We start from the raw sequence: 16233 nt of genomic DNA on the forward strand, positions 1-16233 counted from the left end.
CGCGCGAAACCGTCGCGGCCGCGTTGCGGCCGGGTTCCTGGTCAACAGGCTCTAAACAGGCGGGCGGAAATTTTTGTCAAATCGATCCGGATTGATTAACCTTGGCCAGGATCGCCCGGACCGGAGTCGGGACCGCCGCGGCCGCATCGGCCAGACCTTTGCACGCTTGCGGCGAGCCGGGGGCAGGCCCATATTGCTAGCGAACGATCCGGCTTGGACCGGATCCGTCGGGAGCGGCGATCCAACAAGGCGGCGCGCCGGCGCGAAGCTCCGGAGGGCGGGGTTACGCGGCGAGTCGTCATTCGCTTCCGTTGGGAATTTGAACACCTGAGCCATGCCGCACCTGTCTTCCAGACTCGACCTGTCCGCGCCAGCCGCTGCCCACGCTCCGCGTATGAGCAATGACGAGAACCGCGCGGGCGGCCCGACCGGGCCGAGCACGTCGGTCATCACCAAGGTCAAGCCCAAGACCAAGCGGCCGAACCTGTATCGCGTGCTGATCCTGAACGACGACTACACGCCGATGGAATTCGTCGTCCACGTGCTGGAGAAGTTCTTCCAGAAGGACGTCGAGGCGGCGACCAAGATCATGCTGCACGTCCACCATCACGGGATCGGCGAGTGCGGCGTGTTCACCTACGAGATCGCCGAGACCAAGGTGACGCAGGTGATGGACTTCGCCCGCAAGCACCAGCATCCGCTGCAATGCGTGATGGAAAAGAAATAATCGCGCGTTCGAGTTCTTTAGAGTGGTTCTGTTCGTGTGGTGGGTGACGGCAGCACGCCCTGCTGCATGATCCGGCGAACATCGGCGCCAGCGTCAATCCTGCCCAGATGGGTAGTTCTGCCCAAATCGGAACGGGTTTTGCATCGAAAATACCGCAGGCGTGTCGCCGCCGAGTCGCGGAACCGGTCTTTCGCCGCGATCTTGTATAACTATATGTGACAAAGGTTGTTGTTGCCTGACCGGGCGATGGCGATCATGATGGTGGGGGCCATAGAGGACGCGAATGCCGACTTTTTCCCAAAGCCTTGAACAATCCCTGCATCGTGCACTGGCGATCGCAAACGAGCGTCATCACCAATACGCGACGCTCGAGCATCTTTTGCTCTCTTTGATCGACGATTCCGATGCAGCTGCGGTCATGCGCGCCTGCAGCGTCGATCTCGACAAGCTCCGTACGAGCCTCGTCAATTATCTTGAGACCGAATTCGAGAACCTGGTGACGGATGGCGCCGACGACGCCAAGCCGACCGCCGGTTTCCAGCGCGTGATCCAGCGCGCGGTGATCCACGTGCAGTCGTCCGGCCGCGAAGAGGTGACCGGAGCCAACGTGCTGATCGCGATCTTCGCCGAACGTGAAAGTCATGCAGCGTATTTCCTGCAAGAGCAGGACATGACGCGCTATGACGCCGTCAACTACATCAGCCATGGCATTGCCAAGCGGCCTGGTGTCTCCGAGGCGCGCCCCGTTCGCGGCGTCGACGAGGAGACCGAGACCAAGGGCAACGAGGACGCCAAGAAGAAGGGCGAGGCGCTCGAGACCTATTGCGTCAACCTCAACAAGAAGGCGCGCGACGGCAAGATCGATCCGGTGATCGGACGCAATTCCGAGATCAACCGCGCGATCCAGGTGCTGTGCCGCCGGCAGAAGAACAACCCGCTGTTCGTCGGCGAAGCCGGCGTCGGCAAGACCGCGATCGCGGAGGGCCTCGCCAAGCGCATCGTCGACAGCGAGGTGCCGGAGGTTCTGGCGGCTGCGACCGTGTTCTCGCTCGACATGGGCACGCTGCTCGCCGGCACGCGCTATCGCGGCGACTTCGAGGAACGCCTCAAGCAGGTGCTGAAGGAGCTCGAAGCCCATCCCAACGCCATCCTGTTCATCGACGAGATCCACACCGTTATCGGTGCGGGCGCGACGTCGGGCGGGGCGATGGACGCCTCGAACCTGCTCAAGCCGGCGCTCGCCTCGGGCACCATCCGCTGCATGGGCTCGACCACCTACAAGGAATACCGGCAGCACTTCGAGAAGGACCGCGCGCTGGTGCGGCGCTTCCAGAAGATCGACATCAATGAGCCGACGGTCGAGGACGCGATCGCGATCCTCAAGGGCCTCAAGCCTTACTTCGAGGACTACCACCGGCTGAAATACACCAATGAGGCGATCGAGGCTGCAGTGCAGCTGTCCTCGCGCTACATCCACGACCGCAAGCTGCCGGACAAGGCGATCGACGTGATCGACGAGTCCGGTGCGGCGCAGATGCTGGTGGCCGAGAACAAGCGCAAGAAGACCATCGGCATCAAGGAGATCGAGACCACGATCGCCTCGATGGCGCGGATCCCGCCGAAGAGCGTGTCCAAGGACGATGCCGAGGTGCTCAAGCATCTCGAGCAGACGCTGAAGCGCACCGTGTTCGGCCAGGACAAGGCGATCGAGTCGCTCGCGGCTTCGATCAAGCTCGCCCGCGCCGGCCTGCGCGAGCCGGAGAAGCCGATCGGCTGCTACCTGTTCTCGGGTCCGACCGGCGTCGGCAAGACCGAAGTCGCCAAGCAGCTCGCGGCGTCGCTCGGCGTCGAGCTGTTGCGCTTCGACATGTCCGAATACATGGAGCGGCACACCGTGTCGCGCCTGATCGGCGCGCCTCCCGGCTATGTCGGCTTTGACCAGGGCGGCCTGCTCACCGATGGCGTCGACCAGCATCCGCATTGCGTGGTGCTGCTCGATGAGATCGAGAAGGCGCATCCCGACCTCTACAACGTGCTGCTCCAGATCATGGACCACGGCCGGCTCACCGATCACAACGGCAAGCAGGTCAACTTCCGCAACGTGATCCTGATTATGACCACGAATGCGGGCGCTTCGGACCTCGCCAAGCAGGCGTTTGGCTTCACGCGCTCGAAGCGGGAAGGCGACGACCACGAGGCGATCAACCGGCAGTTCGCGCCGGAATTCCGTAACCGTCTCGATGCCATTGTCTCGTTCGGCCATCTCAGCGTCGAGGTGATCGGTACCGTCGTCGAGAAGTTCGTGCTTCAGCTCGAGGCGCAGCTCGGCGACCGCGATGTCACCATCGAGCTGTCGGACCCCGCCAAGTCCTGGCTGGTCCAGCATGGTTACGACGAGCAGATGGGCGCACGACCCATGGCCCGCGTGATCCAGGAGCACATCAAGAAGCCGCTCGCCGACGAGGTGCTGTTCGGCAAGCTCAAGGGCGGCGGCCACGTCCGCGTCGTCCTGGTCAAGGACGAAGCCGACGAGACCAAGGACAAGATCGGCTTCGAATTCGTCGAGGGCCCGGTCACGCCGAAGCAGGAGAAGCTGCCCGGCACCCGCAAGCGCCCGCCGGGCAAGTCGAAGCCGGGCGGTCCTGGTGGCTCGAAGGGGCCGACCTCGAAGGGCCCGCTGGTCAAGGCTTGATCGCGAGCGACATCATCGAAAAGGCCGGCTGTTCAGCCGGCCTTTTTGTTTTTGGCGAGAACTGGCCGCGCCGTCGCGTGAACGAACCGTCGCGGCCTCAATCCCCCTTCATCCGCTGCCCGTCCTGCACCCGCACATGCTCAGCGCCGCGCGCGGCGGTGGGCGACAGGCGCAACATGCTGAGCAGCGCGCCGCACAGCGCAAAGCCGACGCCGGCCAGCAGCGCGATCCTGGTTCCCTCCTGCGGGTAGCGGCCGAGGAACAGCGCGACCAGCGCGGCGCCGGTGGTCTGGCCGAGCAGCCGGGCGGTGCCGAGCATGCCGCTGGCGCCGCCGGTGCGCTCGCGCGGGGCGGCCGCGATCATGGTGCGGTTGTTCGGTGTCTGGAACAGGCCGAATCCGAAGCCGGCCAGCGCCATGCGCCAGGCGATGTCGAAGGCGCCGGGCTCGGCCGGTAGCATGGCGAGGGAGGCCAGCCCGCCCGCGAACAGCAAAAGTCCGATGCCGCCGAGCAGGCCGGCGGGATAGTGCTCGACCAAGCGACCGGCGAGCGGGGCGGCGAACGCCACCGTGATCGGCCAGGGCGTGATCAGCAGCCCCATATGCACGGCCGAATAGCCGAAGCGGCTTTGCAGGTAGAACGGGATTGCGACGAAGGCCAGCATCTGGGCGCAGAACGAGGCGATCGAGGTCGCGATCGACAGCGCGAAGATCGGGATGCGCAGCAGATCGACCGGCAGCAGCGGCGCGGCCATATGGGTCTCGCGCCAGATCAGCGCGGCGCCTGCGACCGCGGCGACGGCGAATTCGATCAGGCAGGTGAGAAGCGGCTCGCCATGGCCGACGCTGTCGACGGCAAAAATGCCGACGCCGAAGGTGACGGCGCTTAAGCCCGCGCTTTGCCAGTCGAACGAATGCGCCGCGAGATGCGTGTGCGGCAGGCAGCGCGCGCCGAGGACAACGGCGACCGTACCGATCGGCACGTTGATCGCGAACAGCCAGGGCCAGCTGCCGACGGCGAGGATGCCCGATGCCAGCGTCGGCCCGATCGCGGCCGACACCGCCACGACGAGCGCGTTGCGCGCGATGCCGCGCCCGAGCAGTGCGTGCGGATAGGTGAAGCGGACCAGCGCGGTATTGACGCTCATGATGCCGGCCGCGCCGAAGCCCTGGACGATGCGCGCGACCGTCAGCAGCGGCAGCGAGTGCGCCACGGCGCAGAACGCGGAGGCGAGAGTGAACAGCGCAAGTCCCGCCAGATAGACGCGCCGGTAGCCCACGATCTCGCCGAGTGAGGCGAGCGGCAGCAGCGAGATGGTGATGGCGAGCTGGTAGCCGTTGACGATCCAGATCGAGAAGGCCGGGCTCGCCTTGAGGTCGGCGGCGATGGTCGGTAGTGCCACGTTGGCGATGGCGCCGTCGATCACGGACATGGTGATGCCGAGCGCGATGGTGAGAATGGCCCATCGGCGCTGCGGCAGCGGCAGGCCGTCGGCCTGCTCGATCGTGACTGTCGACATCGTGAGCAGCGTCTGGTTTGGCGAATCGAACGCGCCAGCTGGCGGAGTATTGCGCCAACCGGACGGGACCGCGATAGTTCCGGAACCGGCCGCTACCAGCGCGCGGTCGTCTTGCCCCAAATGTAGAGCGCGACGAGGCCGAGCGTCACCGCCGTCGACGCGACAATGGCGGTGCGATCCCAGTCGATCCGCGTCCGCTCGACGCGGTTCAGGTTGAGGGCCGTGAACAAGGCCTTCATGGCAAAGCGGCGCATCGGGGGGCCTCGCGAACGCCATACGATGCCACGGCCGGCCCCTCACGGCTTGATGCAGCTCAAGCCGCCGGGGACGAAGCAGATCGACCGGCTGCTAAAGCATGATCCGGAAAAGTGCGAAGCGGTTTTCCGGAAAGATCATGCGTAAACAACAACCTAAAGCGCGATGACGATTCACCCAAATCTCATCGCGCTTTAGACCGCCGGCGGATTACGGTCCGTGAAGGTCCCACGCTGGTGCCAATAGGGATAGGGCAGCGTCACCTTGCTCGCTTCATCGAGCTTGGCGATCTGGTCCTTGGTCAATGACCAGCCGACCGCGCCGAGATTCTCGCGCAGCTGCGCCTCGTTGCGCGCGCCGATGATCAGCGTCGACACCGTCGGACGCTGGAGCAGCCAGTTCAGCGCGATCTGCGACACGCTCTTGCCGGTTTCCGTCGCGACCTCGTCGATCGCATCGACCACCCGATAGACGTGCTCGTCCGGCACCGGCGGGCCGAACTCGGCGGTCTTGGGCAGGCGGCTCACCTCGGGCTTCGGCTGGCCGCGGCGGATTTTTCCGGTGAGGCGTCCCCAGCCGAGCGGCGACCAGACCACCGCGCCAAGGCCCTGGTCGAGACCAAGCGGCATCAGCTCCCACTCATAGTCGCGCCCAATCAGCGAATAGTAGGTCTGGTTGGCGACGTAGCGCGGGAAGCCGTGCTTGTCGGCAACGGAGAGCGACTTCATCAGGTGCCAGCCCGAAAAATTCGAGACGCCGACATAACGGATCTTGCCGGCGCGCACGAGCACATCGAGGGTGCTGAGCACCTCCTCGGGCGGCGTGAAGGCGTCGAAGCCATGGAGCTGGAACAGGTCGATGTAATCGGTGCCGAGCCGGCTCAGCGAGGCGTCTATGGCGGTTAGCAGATGCTGCCGCGACGAGCCGATGTCGTTGGGGCCGTCGCCGAAGCGAAACGTCGCCTTGGTCGAGACCAGCACCTTGTCGCGGCGGCCCTTGATGGCTTCGCCGAGAACGCGCTCGGACTCGCCGAGCGAATAGACGTTCGCGGTGTCGAACATCGACACGCCGGCTTCGAGGCAGATATCGAGAAGACGCCGCGCTTCGGTCGCGTCGGTCGTGCCCCAAGCGGCAAGGCGGCCGACGCCGCCGAAGGTGCCGGTCCCAAGGCTCAAAGCGGGCACCATGAGGCCTGACCGGCCCAAGCGTCGGTATTCCATTGATCTGCTCCTCGGCTGGCCGCTGATTGATCAGTGCGGCCTTGGAGTTCAATGGTAATGCAAGTACGCGCGCTGTCCTACGCTAGGCTCACATACCGGCCTTGCTTGGAAACGACCTAGTCGTGCAGACGCATGTCATCGAATGCCGCATCGGCAATGCGCGGACCGGCTGTCTTCGCCGAAGACTGAGCCTCGCCCCGTGTCGCAGGCGAGGGGAAACAGGCGACCTCGCCGTCACGCGCCTGCCGCGGCAGCAGAGTCAGGCTCCAGCCCACCAGGACGAGGACTGCGAGCCGGATCGCGATCACACCCAGCAGCAGCTCCGATCCGCTTATCGTAGACTGAGTCCTCATGCCTGGCAGCCTGATCCACGCAGCAACACAACACAATCTGGAATTGGCGAGCATTGCCTTCGCCTGAAGCGAAGGCTCGCGCAGATGGCTGCTCAGTGCCGCAACTGGCTCTGCCGGAAGTCGCGCGGCGACATTCCGAAATGCTCGCGGAAGACGCGGCCGAAATGCGAGAGATCGTTAAAGCCCCAAGCGAACGCGATCTCGCTGATGTGGCGGTGCGCAAGCACGGGCGAGGCGAGGTCGCGCCTGCATTGCGCGAGACGCTCGGCAAGGACATAGCGCTGGAACGACATGTCTTCATCGGCGAGCAGATCATTGACGTAGCGCGGCGAGATGCCGATTGCGGCGGCGGTTTCCGCCGGCGAGAGGTCGGGATCGGCAAGGTGCGCGCGGATGTGCGCCTTCAGCCGGTAGAGCAGGGCGGAACGGTGGGTCGAGGACGGCAGCGATGCCTTGCCGAGCCGTTCGCTCAGCGCCATCGCCAACAGATCGACGGCCTGCTCCGACAAGGCCGCGGCATGATCCGGCGCAAGCAGGTCCGCGCTCTGGCAAAGCCGGAAGATGAAATCGTAGGCGAGCCGTTCGAGCGGTGCGTCAGCCCCGAACGACATCGCGGTGAGCGTCTCGGTGGCGCCGAGCCGCCGCTGCAGCATTTCCCGCGGCACCTTGAAGATGGTCTGTGTGAAGGCCTCGTTGAACTTCAGCTCATAGGGCCGCGTGGTGTCGTAGAGCGCGAACTCGCCGGGATGGATCACGGTCTCGCGGCCGTCCTGCACCAAGCCGCCGTGACCGCGATTGCCGAGTGCGATGAGAACGAAATCCTGATCCGAACGTGCAATGCGAGAGGGTGTGCGGAACACGTGCTGGCGGTCGGAGCAGACCTCTGAGCACACCGCCTTGCCGAGCGGGGCCTGTGTGACCGAGCCGCGAAAGGCGCTGCCGAGATCGGACTTGCAGTCGAGCCCGACGAAGACGTCACACACGATGTCCTGCCAAAGCGCCAGCCGCCGGTAGCCGGGGCTGCCGTCTGTCGTGAACTGGATTGGCATCGGCAAGCCTCCCTGTCACATCCTGCAAACCGCATGCTGGCGCGGATCGATCCTCGGCCGAGGCAAATTCCGTACCGGGTCGGCGCTTCCGTCCAGTCGAGTTTTTGTTCCGCCGCGGTCGAGCGCGCGGCCGCCCGGCTTGGCCAAATAGACTGCATCGGACGTGGCTTCCGATCAACCGGCAAGGGAGGCGGGAATGGGCATCGAACATCCGAAATACAAGGTGGCGGTGGTGCAGGCGGCCCCGGCCTGGCTCGATCTCGACGGCTCGATCGACAAGTCGGTCGCGCTGATCAGGGAGGCCGCCGAGAAGGGGGCGAAGCTGATCGCCTTTCCCGAGGCCTTCATCCCCGGTTACCCCTGGCATATCTGGATGGACTCGCCGGCCTGGGCGATCGGCCGCGGCTTCGTGCAGCGCTATTTCGACAATTCGCTGGCCTATGACAGCCCGCAGGCCGAGCGGCTGCGCGAGGCCGTTCGAAGAGCGAAGCTGACGGCCGTGATCGGACTGTCCGAGCGCGACGGCGGCAGCCTCTATCTCGCGCAATGGCTGATCGGGCCCGATGGCGAGACCATCGCAAAGCGCCGCAAGCTGCGGCCGACCCATGCCGAGCGCACCGTCTATGGCGAGGGCGACGGCAGCGATCTGGCCGTCCACGCGCGGCCCGACATCGGCCGCCTGGGGGCGCTGTGCTGCTGGGAGCATCTCCAGCCGCTGTCGAAATACGCGATGTATGCCCAGAACGAGCAGGTGCATGTCGCGGCTTGGCCGAGCTTCTCGCTCTACGATCCCTTCGCGCCGGCGCTCGGCGCCGAGGTCAACAATGCGGCTTCGCGCGTCTATGCGGTGGAAGGCTCCTGTTTCGTGCTGGCGCCTTGCGCGACCGTCTCGCAGGCGATGATCGACGAGCTCTGCGACCGGCCCGACAAGCACGCGCTGCTGCATACCGGCGGCGGCTTTGCTGCGATCTACGGCCCCGACGGCAGTCAGATCGGGGACAAGCTGGCGCCGGATCAGGAGGGGCTTTTGATCGCCGAGATCGATCTCGGCGCCATCGGTGTCGCCAAGAACGCGGCCGATCCCGCCGGGCACTATTCGCGGCCCGACGTGACGCGGCTCCTGCTCAACAACAAGCCGTACAAGCGCGTCGAGCAGTTTGCACTGCCGGTCGACAGCGTCGAGCCCACGGACATCGGCGCGGCGGCGAGCTGATCGCCCGAGATCAAGGGGAGGGCACGATCATGGAATCCGCAATTCCTCTACATCTCGAAACGGCGCGCACGCGCCACAAGCGCGTGCCTGATGACTACCAGCCGCCATATCCGTCCTTCGTGGCGCGCTACAAGCCGGCCGTGAGCCGGGTCGTGATGGCCTATTTCGGCGTGCAGTATCGTCGGTCAGCTCCGGTGGCCGCGACCGAGGCGCTCGCGGAGATTGCCGGGCGGTTCGCGGGCGAGGGCGGTCCCTCGCACTGGGACCGCGCGCATTATGTCGACCAGGCCGGCTATGAGACCGTCGTCTCGGTGGCCTATTGGGACGACGTTGCGCGCTTCGATGCCTGGTTTGCGTCGGCGCGCGAAGTTTGGACCGGCAGGGCCTGGGATGGCATCGGTACCTTCATCGAAGTGCTGCGTCCTGCGCTGGCGCGGTATGAGACGCTGTTCTCCTCGCCCGACCGGCCCGAGGGCGTCGCCGTCATCGCAGGCGGCATGAGCGGCGAGGTGCAGGAGCACGCTTATTGGGGCGGCATGCGCGATCGCATTCCGCTGTCGCAGACCGATCCGATGTCGCCGGCGGGTACTCCCGAGCTGATCCGCGACGGCGCGCGCCTGCGCGTCAAGGCACACGATAATCTCTGCCTGATCCGCTCGGGGCAGGACTGGAGCGATACCGAGGCGTCCGAGCGGAAGCTCTATCTCGACGACGTCGAGCCGGTGCTGCGTGAGGGCATGGATTTCTTGCGCGACGACGGCCTTGCGATCGGCTGCTACGCCAACCGCTACATGCGTGTGCTCGCGAATGACGGCAGCACGAGCGAAAAGTCCTACGGCCAGAGCTGGTGGAAGAGCCTCGCCGCGCTCGAGCGCTGGGCGGAGTCGCATCCGACCCATGTCAGGATCTTCGGCGCGGCGATGAAGTACCTCTCGACGCTCGGGCCGTCAGCCAAGCTGCGGCTCTATCACGAGGTCACGGTGGCAGCCGCGGACGAGCAGTTCTTCGAATACCTGAACTGTCACGCGAAGACCGGCATGCTTGCGGCGGTGGAGACCGTCAGCGTCTAAAGCATGATCCGGAAAAGTGCACAGCGGTTTTCCGAAAAGATCATGCGCAAACAACAAGCTAAAGCGCGATGACGATTCATCCTGATCTCATCGCGCTTTAGGCCAGGCAATGGCCGAGCAACTCGGAATGCGCGGCGCAGATGTGATGTGCGCCGGCATCCCGCAGCTCGGCCTCGCTGCCATAGCCATAGAGCACGCCGATCGCGGTCATGCCGTTGGTGCGGGCGCCGACCACGTCGTGGCTGCGGTCGCCGATCATGATCGCATCGGCGGGATCGACCTTGGCTTGGTCGAGCGCGTAGCGCAGCAGGTCGCGCTTGTCGACGCGCGTGCCATCGAGCTCGGAGCCGAACACGCGCTCGAAATACGGCTTCAGGCCGAAATGATCGACGATGCGGGTGGCATAGACTGCCGGCTTGCTGGTCGCCACGAACATGCGCTGATGCGTCGCGGCAATCGAGGATAATGTGTCCTTGATCCCGCCATAGGCCTCGTTCTCGAACAGGCCGACATCGCTGAAGCGCTCGCGATAGAGCAGCAGCGCGCGGTCAGCGAGTTCCGAGCTGCCGGTAAGCTTCTCCAGGCTGGCATGCAGTGGCGGGCCGATGCACCAGGTCAGTTCGTCCTCGCTCGGCACCGCGACGTTCAGCCGCTCCAGCGCGTACTGGATCGAGCGGGTGATCCCGGGTTTCGGGTTGGTCAGCGTGCCGTCAAGATCAAAATAGATTGTAGCCATCTGGGCGGGACCGGCGTTGATATCGTCGCCCGTTGCTAGTTGGCTGGGCCCTCAAGTCAAGGTCCGATTTGTCCGCTATCATGGACGCCATGCGTATAACCCAGGTTATTGCTGTGTTCTGCCTTGCCGTCGCGGTGTCGCCCGCGCCTGGCCAGGAGACACCGAACCGGTTCGTGCATCCGAGCGTCGAGGAGCTTGCACATCCCCTTGAGAAACCTGACGCGCGCGAAAGCAATACGCGGGAATCTATCTGCCTGATTGTGGAGGCGGCCGCGCGCGACAATAACCTGCCGCTGGAGTTCTTCGCCCGCGTGATTTGGCAGGAAAGCCGCTTCCAGGCCGATGCGGTGGGGCCGATGACGCGTAGCGGCGAGCACGCCCAGGGGATCGCGCAGTTCATGCCGGGCACCGCGAGCGAGCGCGGGCTCCTCAATCCGTTCAATCCGGTGCAGGCGCTGCCGAAGTCGGCCGAATTCTTGAACGAGTTGCGAAACCAGTTCGGCAACCTCGGCCTCGCGGCGGCGGCCTACAATGCGGGACCGCGCCGAGTGCAGGAATGGCTCGCCGGCACCGGCGGCATGCCGGAGCAGACCCGCAACTATGTCTATGCCATCACCGGCGCGAGCGTCGATGCCTGGGCCAAGGCCGGCAGCACCGGCAAGGGGCCGCCGAGCTCGCCGCCGACGAGCTGCCGCGATCTGATGGCGCTGCTCAAGCGCGCGCCAAATCCGTTCGTCGCCGAGCTCGAGCAGCATGTGGAGCTTGCCGCCGCAAAGATCTGGGGCGTGCAGCTTGCGGCCGGCTTCGACCGCAACAAGGCGCTGGCGATGTATTCCCGGGCCGTCACGAAGCTGAGCGCCGTGATCGGCGAGCGTGATCCGAGCCTGCTGAGCTCGGTGATGCGCAGCCGCGGCACGCGCGCGTTCTATCAGGTGCGCATCGGCGCGGACACGCGCAACGAGGCGGATGATCTGTGCAATAAGATCCGCAAGGCCGGTGGCGCCTGCTTCGTGCTGAAGAACCGGGGCGTGACCGGGTAGGGCTTCTGTCTTCTCACGCATGCCAGCCCCGCCGCGCGCTTCCTTGACGCGGGCCGCCGCATTGCCCGTTATGCGGGCACGATTCCGCAACCTCGGCCGGCCCTCCCTTGGCGCTTCCTCCGCTCGATTCACCTCAATGGCAAAGCCCGTGGCGCGCCTTTGGCTGGGGGCTGCGCTCGATCACGCAGACGATCCTCACGCTCGTCCTGTTTGCGACCTATCTCGGCATCGGTGCGCTGGCCCATGACAGCCATTTCAGCCTGCTCTGGGCGCTCTGCTCGACGCTGTTCGTCTGGGCAGGCCCGGCGCAGATCATTCTGATCACCACGCTCGGCTCGGGCGCCACCATCATCCAGTCGGCGATCGCGGTGACCGTCAGCGCCATCCGCCTGTTTCCGATGGTGGTCTCGGTGCTGCCCTTGATGCGCACGCCGACGACCAAGCGGCGGGAGCTGTTCTTCGCGGCGCATCTCACCGCCGTGACGCTGTGGGTCGAATGCCATCGCTTCCTGCCGCAGGTCCCGCGCGAGCGGCGGATCGCCTTCGTCAATGGACTTGGCTTCGGTCTGGTCTCGGTGTGCCTCACCGCCAACACGGTCGGCTATTTCCTCGCCGCCAACCTGACGCAGACGCTGGGCGCGGCGATCCTGATGCTGACGCCGCTGTCGTTCCTGTTCTCGACCGCGCGCAACAGCCGGGAGGCCGCTGACGTCGTCGCGCTGGCGCTTGGCGTTCTGCTCTATCCGCTGGCCGCGAAGATGGATTCCGGTCTCGACATCCTCGTCAGCGGCCTTGTTGCCGGCACCATCGCCTATGGCGTGCACTGGTGGCGGGAGGTACGCGCATGAGCTACGCACAGCTCATCGGCGACTGGCATGCGCTCGTTGTGCTGTTCGTCGCCGGCGTCGTTCCCAACCAGATCTGGCGCATGCTGGGCCTGTGGTTCGGCGGCGGCATCGACGAGGGCTCCGAGCTGCTGGTCTGGGTGAGGGCGGTCGCTACCGCGATCCTGGCCGGCGTCATCGCCCAGATCGTGGTCCAGCCGCCTGGCGCGCTGGCCAGCGTGCCGGATGCCCTGCGCTACGGTGCGGTCGGCGCCGGCCTCGTCGTCTTCCTGCTGACCCGCCGCTCGATTTTCGCGGGCGTGGTGACCGGCGAACTCTTCATGCTGGCCGGCAAATGGTGGTTGGGCTAAAACCGCCGGCGAACAGCCAAGGAACTGGAAATATGGTTCGCGAAAACGAGCTCCGTGAGGGCGAGGTCGCCATCGAGCTGCCGCCTGTGGAGGATGCCGGCCTGGTCTTCATCGGCCGCATTCGCACGCCCTGGACCTCGCGGCTGGAGACGCCGCGGCAGGGCCGCCACGACGGCCCGATCTGCCGGCTCGAGATATTTGAGCCGTTCGTGCCGGCCATCAAGGGGGTCGACTTCTACAGCAATCTCGAAGTGCTCTACTGGCTCGACAAGTCGCGCCGCGACATCATTCTGCAAAGCCCGAAGAACAACGAGAAAACCCGCGGCACCTTCTCGCTGCGCTCGCCGGTGCGGCCCAATCCGATCGGGACCTCGATCGTGAAGCTGGTCGGCATCGAGGGAAATACGATTCTGGTGCGCGGCCTCGACTGTCTCGACAACACGCCGCTGATCGACATCAAGCCTGATCGCTGCGAGTTCACCCCGCTGGCCGCGCCGCAGCCGGGAGACTTTCAGACGGAGTGAGGGGGCACCGCTCCAACCCCGTCATTGCGAGGAGCTCTTGCGACGAAGCAATCCAGACTGTTTCTGCGGAGGCAGTCTGGATTGCTTCGCTTCGCTCGCAATGACGAGCGGAGAGACCTAGCCCGCCTTCAGGGCCGCGATCAGCTTGGTCGCGTTCTCTTCCAGCACCTTGACGTCTTCCTTGCGGCTCGCGGGCGGCAGCATCGCGACGCCGTCGTGGCGCGGCATCACGTGCATGTGGAGATGAAACACCACCTGTCCGCCGGCAGGCTCGTTGAACTGCTGCACGGTGATGCCGTCGGCCTCGAACGCCTTCATCGCTGCGGCCGCGATCTTGTGCGCGCCGCGCGCGACATGGGCGTAGTCGTCCGGCTGGATGTCGAGGATGTTGCGAGCAGGGGCCTTGGGGATCACCAGGGTGTGGCCAGGCACGCGCGGCATGATGTCGAGGAAGGCGAAGACATGCTCGTCCTCGTAGACCTTGTGGCAGGGAAACTCGCCGCGCAGGATCTTTGCGAAGATGTTATTGGGGTCGTAGGCGGTCATGGCGGGGCTCCCAAGATTTTGCGCTTACTGTCACCAGCGGCGGCAAACCGTCAAGGCGCCTCGCTGATGCCTTTGCGGAACGGGCCGAGCTCGGCGAGCTCCCGTCCGGCTTCCGCGACATAGGCACGCTCGCGCTTGAGGTAATCGTCGATGGCGCGGCGCAGGCCGGGATCGGCGATGAAATGGGCGGAATGGGTTGTGCGCGGCAGGTAGCCGCGCGCGATCTTGTGCTCGCCTTGAGCGCCGGCCTCGACATGGGTGAGGCCGCGCTTGATGGCGAAATCGATCGCCTGGTAGTAGCAGACCTCGAAATGCAGGAAGGGATGATGCTCGACCGCGCCCCAGTTGCGGCCGAACAGCGTGTCCGAGCCGATGAAGTTGATCGCGCCCGCGATCCAGCGCTCGTTGCGGCGGGCCATCACCAGCAGCACGTCATCGCTCATGGTCTCGCCGACGAGCGAAAAGAATTCGCGCGTCAGGTAAGGCCGGCCCCACTTGCGCGAGCCCGTCTCCATGTAGAACGCGAAGAACGCGTCCCAGGCGTCCTCGGTGATGTCCTTGCCGGTGAGCCAGTGGATGGTGATGCCGGCCGCCAGCGCATCGCGCCGCTCGCGCTTGATCGATTTGCGGTGGCGCGAATTCAGTGTCGCCAGAAAATCGTCAAAACTCGCAAAGCCCTCGTTGCGCCAATGGAACTGCTGGTCGGTGCGCTGGAGGAAGCCGTGCTGGGCAAGCAGCTTCCACTCCGCCTCGCGGGCGAAAGTGACGTGCACCGAGGAGGCCTTGCTGACGCCGCACAGCGCCACCAACCCGCTCGCCAGCGCCTCGGTGATGCGCCCGCGATCGACACCGTCGCGCACCAGCAGGCGCGGGCCCGTGGCCGGCGTGAAGGGAACCGAGACCTGGAGCTTCGGATAATAGCGTCCGCCGGCGCGCTCATAGGCGTCCGCCCAGCCGCGGTCGAAGACGTATTCGCCCTGGCTGTGTGATTTCAGATAGCAGGGCACCACTCCGGCGACGCGGCCGTCGAGCTTGGCGACGAGATGCCGTGGACCCCAGCCGGTGCGGATCGTTGCCGAACCCGATTTCTCGACGGCAGATAAAAATGCGTGTGAGACGAACGGGTTATAGGCCGGTTTTGAGAGGCCGAGGGAATCCCTTGGACGAGCGGATGAGGTTCCCGCGCTAACCTCGTTGCATTTGCCGCCGGGATTGGCGCAGGCGTCCCAATCCTCGGCAGACACCTCGCCAATGGAAGGGACCGCCTCGAGCGTGATTTCAGATGATGCCATCGAGCCCAAGATCGTGCATTGCAGCAGCGACTTCAAGGGTGGGACCATCATGCCTACGGCACGAATCCCTCAAAGATCATCTGATCGGCATACTGCCCGACCCGCGTGCGCTGCTCGGGTGTGCGCACGGTCCAGCCCAGCAGGGCGCAGCCGAACAGATTGCGGGCGATCCAGGGGGCGGGGGCTGGGAGGTGGTCGACCTTGAAGGCGACGAAATGCGGCTGGGTCTGAAAGCCGTGGCGCAGGTACAGCATGCTGTCGCGCTGCTCCTGGGTCAGGTAGGCCCAGTACTCGTCCTCATAGGTCCGCTGCGCGACGATGCCGCGCGGCCGGTTGGGCAATAGCTCGCGCAGCGCCAGCACCTGGTCGGGATCGAAGGACATGCCGACGGCGGGGCCGTCATAGGACGCCAGCACCTCGGCCATCCGCTTCACCAGCTTGCGGTCGCCGCCAAAATGGCTCTTCACCTCGATCACCAGCGGCACGCGGCCGGCGACCATGGCGCAGAGGTCGGACAGCGACATCATCCGCTCGTCGGTGTCCTTGAACTTGATCGCCCTCAGCTCCGCTGCGGTCTTCGAGACCACCTCGCCCGTCGCCTCGGTGAGGCGGCCGAGCGCGTGGTCGTGATGGATCATCGCCTCGCCGTCGGCTGAGAGCTGGATGTCGACCTCGATCGCGAAATTGCCCGCGATCGCAGCCTGCACCGCGCCCGGCATGTTCTCGACGATGCCGCGCGAAATGTCGTGCAGGCCGCGATGAGCGACCGGTCGGGCTGTCAGCCAATCCGGAGCGCGCATGC

17 protein-coding genes are annotated in these 16233 nt (G+C 65.3%); 8 read left to right on the top strand and 9 right to left on the bottom strand.

All coding sequences use genetic code 11. From position 1 onward, the window contains the following. Positions 1-394 precede the first annotated feature (394 nt). Positions 395-727, top strand: a complete 333-nt coding sequence (clpS, locus tag AAFG16_RS23015; protein ID WP_283086419.1) for an ATP-dependent Clp protease adapter ClpS — start codon at positions 395-397, stop codon at positions 725-727. A 283-nt stretch (positions 728-1010) separates the two neighbouring features. Next, complete coding sequence (clpA, locus tag AAFG16_RS23020) at positions 1011-3419, top strand: ATP-dependent Clp protease ATP-binding subunit ClpA (protein WP_342740642.1); 2409 nt, start codon at positions 1011-1013, stop codon at positions 3417-3419. Positions 3420-3516: 97 nt separating this feature from the next. On the opposite strand, the gene AAFG16_RS23025 is transcribed toward clpA, so the two are convergent. The 5 genes from AAFG16_RS23025 to AAFG16_RS23045 form a co-directional block, all read right to left on the bottom strand. After that, complete coding sequence (locus AAFG16_RS23025) at positions 3517-4938, bottom strand: MFS transporter (RefSeq protein ID WP_342740643.1); 1422 nt, start codon at positions 4936-4938, stop codon at positions 3517-3519. A 92-nt stretch (positions 4939-5030) separates the two neighbouring features. Beyond that, positions 5031-5192 (bottom strand): hypothetical protein, encoded by a 162-nt coding sequence (locus AAFG16_RS23030; protein ID WP_342740644.1) that lies wholly within the window; start codon positions 5190-5192, stop codon positions 5031-5033. A 195-nt stretch (positions 5193-5387) separates the two neighbouring features. Then, on the bottom strand, positions 5388-6413 hold the full coding sequence (locus AAFG16_RS23035) for an aldo/keto reductase (protein WP_342740645.1): 1026 nt from the start codon (positions 6411-6413) through the stop codon (positions 5388-5390). A 116-nt stretch (positions 6414-6529) separates the two neighbouring features. Beyond that, the gene (locus AAFG16_RS23040) at positions 6530-6766 is read right to left on the bottom strand and encodes a hypothetical protein (RefSeq protein ID WP_283086424.1); all 237 of its coding nucleotides are present in this window, start codon (positions 6764-6766) and stop codon (positions 6530-6532) included. 92 nt (positions 6767-6858) lie between these two features. Then, positions 6859-7815, bottom strand: a complete 957-nt coding sequence (locus tag AAFG16_RS23045) for a helix-turn-helix domain-containing protein (protein WP_283086425.1) — start codon at positions 7813-7815, stop codon at positions 6859-6861. A gap of 196 nt (positions 7816-8011) precedes the next feature. Between AAFG16_RS23045 and AAFG16_RS23050 the strand changes: the two genes are divergently transcribed. Together AAFG16_RS23050 and AAFG16_RS23055 are read left to right on the top strand one after the other, a co-directional pair. Further along, positions 8012-9028, top strand: a complete 1017-nt coding sequence (locus AAFG16_RS23050) for a carbon-nitrogen hydrolase family protein (protein ID WP_342740646.1) — start codon at positions 8012-8014, stop codon at positions 9026-9028. 29 nt (positions 9029-9057) lie between these two features. Continuing rightward, positions 9058-10098: a phenylacetaldoxime dehydratase family protein gene (locus AAFG16_RS23055; RefSeq protein WP_342740647.1), complete on the top strand. Its 1041-nt coding sequence runs from the start codon at positions 9058-9060 to the stop codon at positions 10096-10098. Positions 10099-10195: 97 nt separating this feature from the next. On the opposite strand, the gene AAFG16_RS23060 is transcribed toward AAFG16_RS23055, so the two are convergent. Continuing rightward, entirely contained in the window at positions 10196-10834 is a 639-nt protein-coding gene (locus AAFG16_RS23060) for an HAD family hydrolase (RefSeq protein ID WP_342740648.1), read from the bottom strand. A gap of 89 nt (positions 10835-10923) precedes the next feature. On the opposite strand from AAFG16_RS23060, the gene AAFG16_RS23065 reads away from it, so the two are divergent. The 4 genes from AAFG16_RS23065 to tsaA all read left to right on the top strand — a co-directional run bounded on the left by AAFG16_RS23065 (position 10924) and on the right by tsaA (position 13593). After that, positions 10924-11874: a lytic transglycosylase domain-containing protein gene (locus AAFG16_RS23065; protein ID WP_342740649.1), complete on the top strand. Its 951-nt coding sequence runs from the start codon at positions 10924-10926 to the stop codon at positions 11872-11874. Between the two features lie 107 nt (positions 11875-11981). Further along, positions 11982-12722 carry an AzlC family ABC transporter permease gene (locus AAFG16_RS23070; RefSeq protein ID WP_283086430.1) on the top strand — a complete coding sequence of 247 codons (741 nt, stop codon included), beginning with the start codon at positions 11982-11984 and terminating at the stop codon, positions 12720-12722. Next, positions 12719-13069 carry an AzlD domain-containing protein gene (locus AAFG16_RS23075; protein WP_342740651.1) on the top strand — a complete coding sequence of 117 codons (351 nt, stop codon included), beginning with the start codon at positions 12719-12721 and terminating at the stop codon, positions 13067-13069. The genes AAFG16_RS23070 and AAFG16_RS23075 overlap by 4 nt, the downstream gene beginning before the upstream one ends. A 32-nt stretch (positions 13070-13101) precedes the next feature. Next, a complete protein-coding gene (gene tsaA / locus AAFG16_RS23080) occupies positions 13102-13593 on the top strand; it encodes a tRNA (N6-threonylcarbamoyladenosine(37)-N6)-methyltransferase TrmO (RefSeq protein ID WP_235545880.1) in 492 nt (163 codons plus the stop codon). Positions 13594-13710: 117 nt separating this feature from the next. Here tsaA and AAFG16_RS23085 read toward each other — a convergent pair whose 3' ends face one another. Genes AAFG16_RS23085 through AAFG16_RS23095 form a run of 3 tightly spaced genes read right to left on the bottom strand, consistent with a single transcriptional unit; the run spans position 13711 to position 16231 of the window. Continuing rightward, positions 13711-14139 (bottom strand): HIT family protein, encoded by a 429-nt coding sequence (locus tag AAFG16_RS23085; protein WP_342740652.1) that lies wholly within the window; start codon positions 14137-14139, stop codon positions 13711-13713. A 50-nt stretch (positions 14140-14189) separates the two neighbouring features. Then, positions 14190-15431, bottom strand: coding sequence for a GNAT family N-acetyltransferase (locus AAFG16_RS23090; protein WP_342740653.1), 1242 nt, complete (start codon positions 15429-15431; stop codon positions 14190-14192). 53 nt (positions 15432-15484) lie between these two features. Beyond that, positions 15485-16231 (bottom strand): glycerophosphodiester phosphodiesterase, encoded by a 747-nt coding sequence (locus AAFG16_RS23095; RefSeq protein WP_342740654.1) that lies wholly within the window; start codon positions 16229-16231, stop codon positions 15485-15487. Positions 16232-16233 lie beyond the last annotated feature (2 nt).

This window comes from Bradyrhizobium sp. B117, from assembly GCF_038969555.1.
Lineage (GTDB): Bacteria > Pseudomonadota > Alphaproteobacteria > Rhizobiales > Xanthobacteraceae > Bradyrhizobium.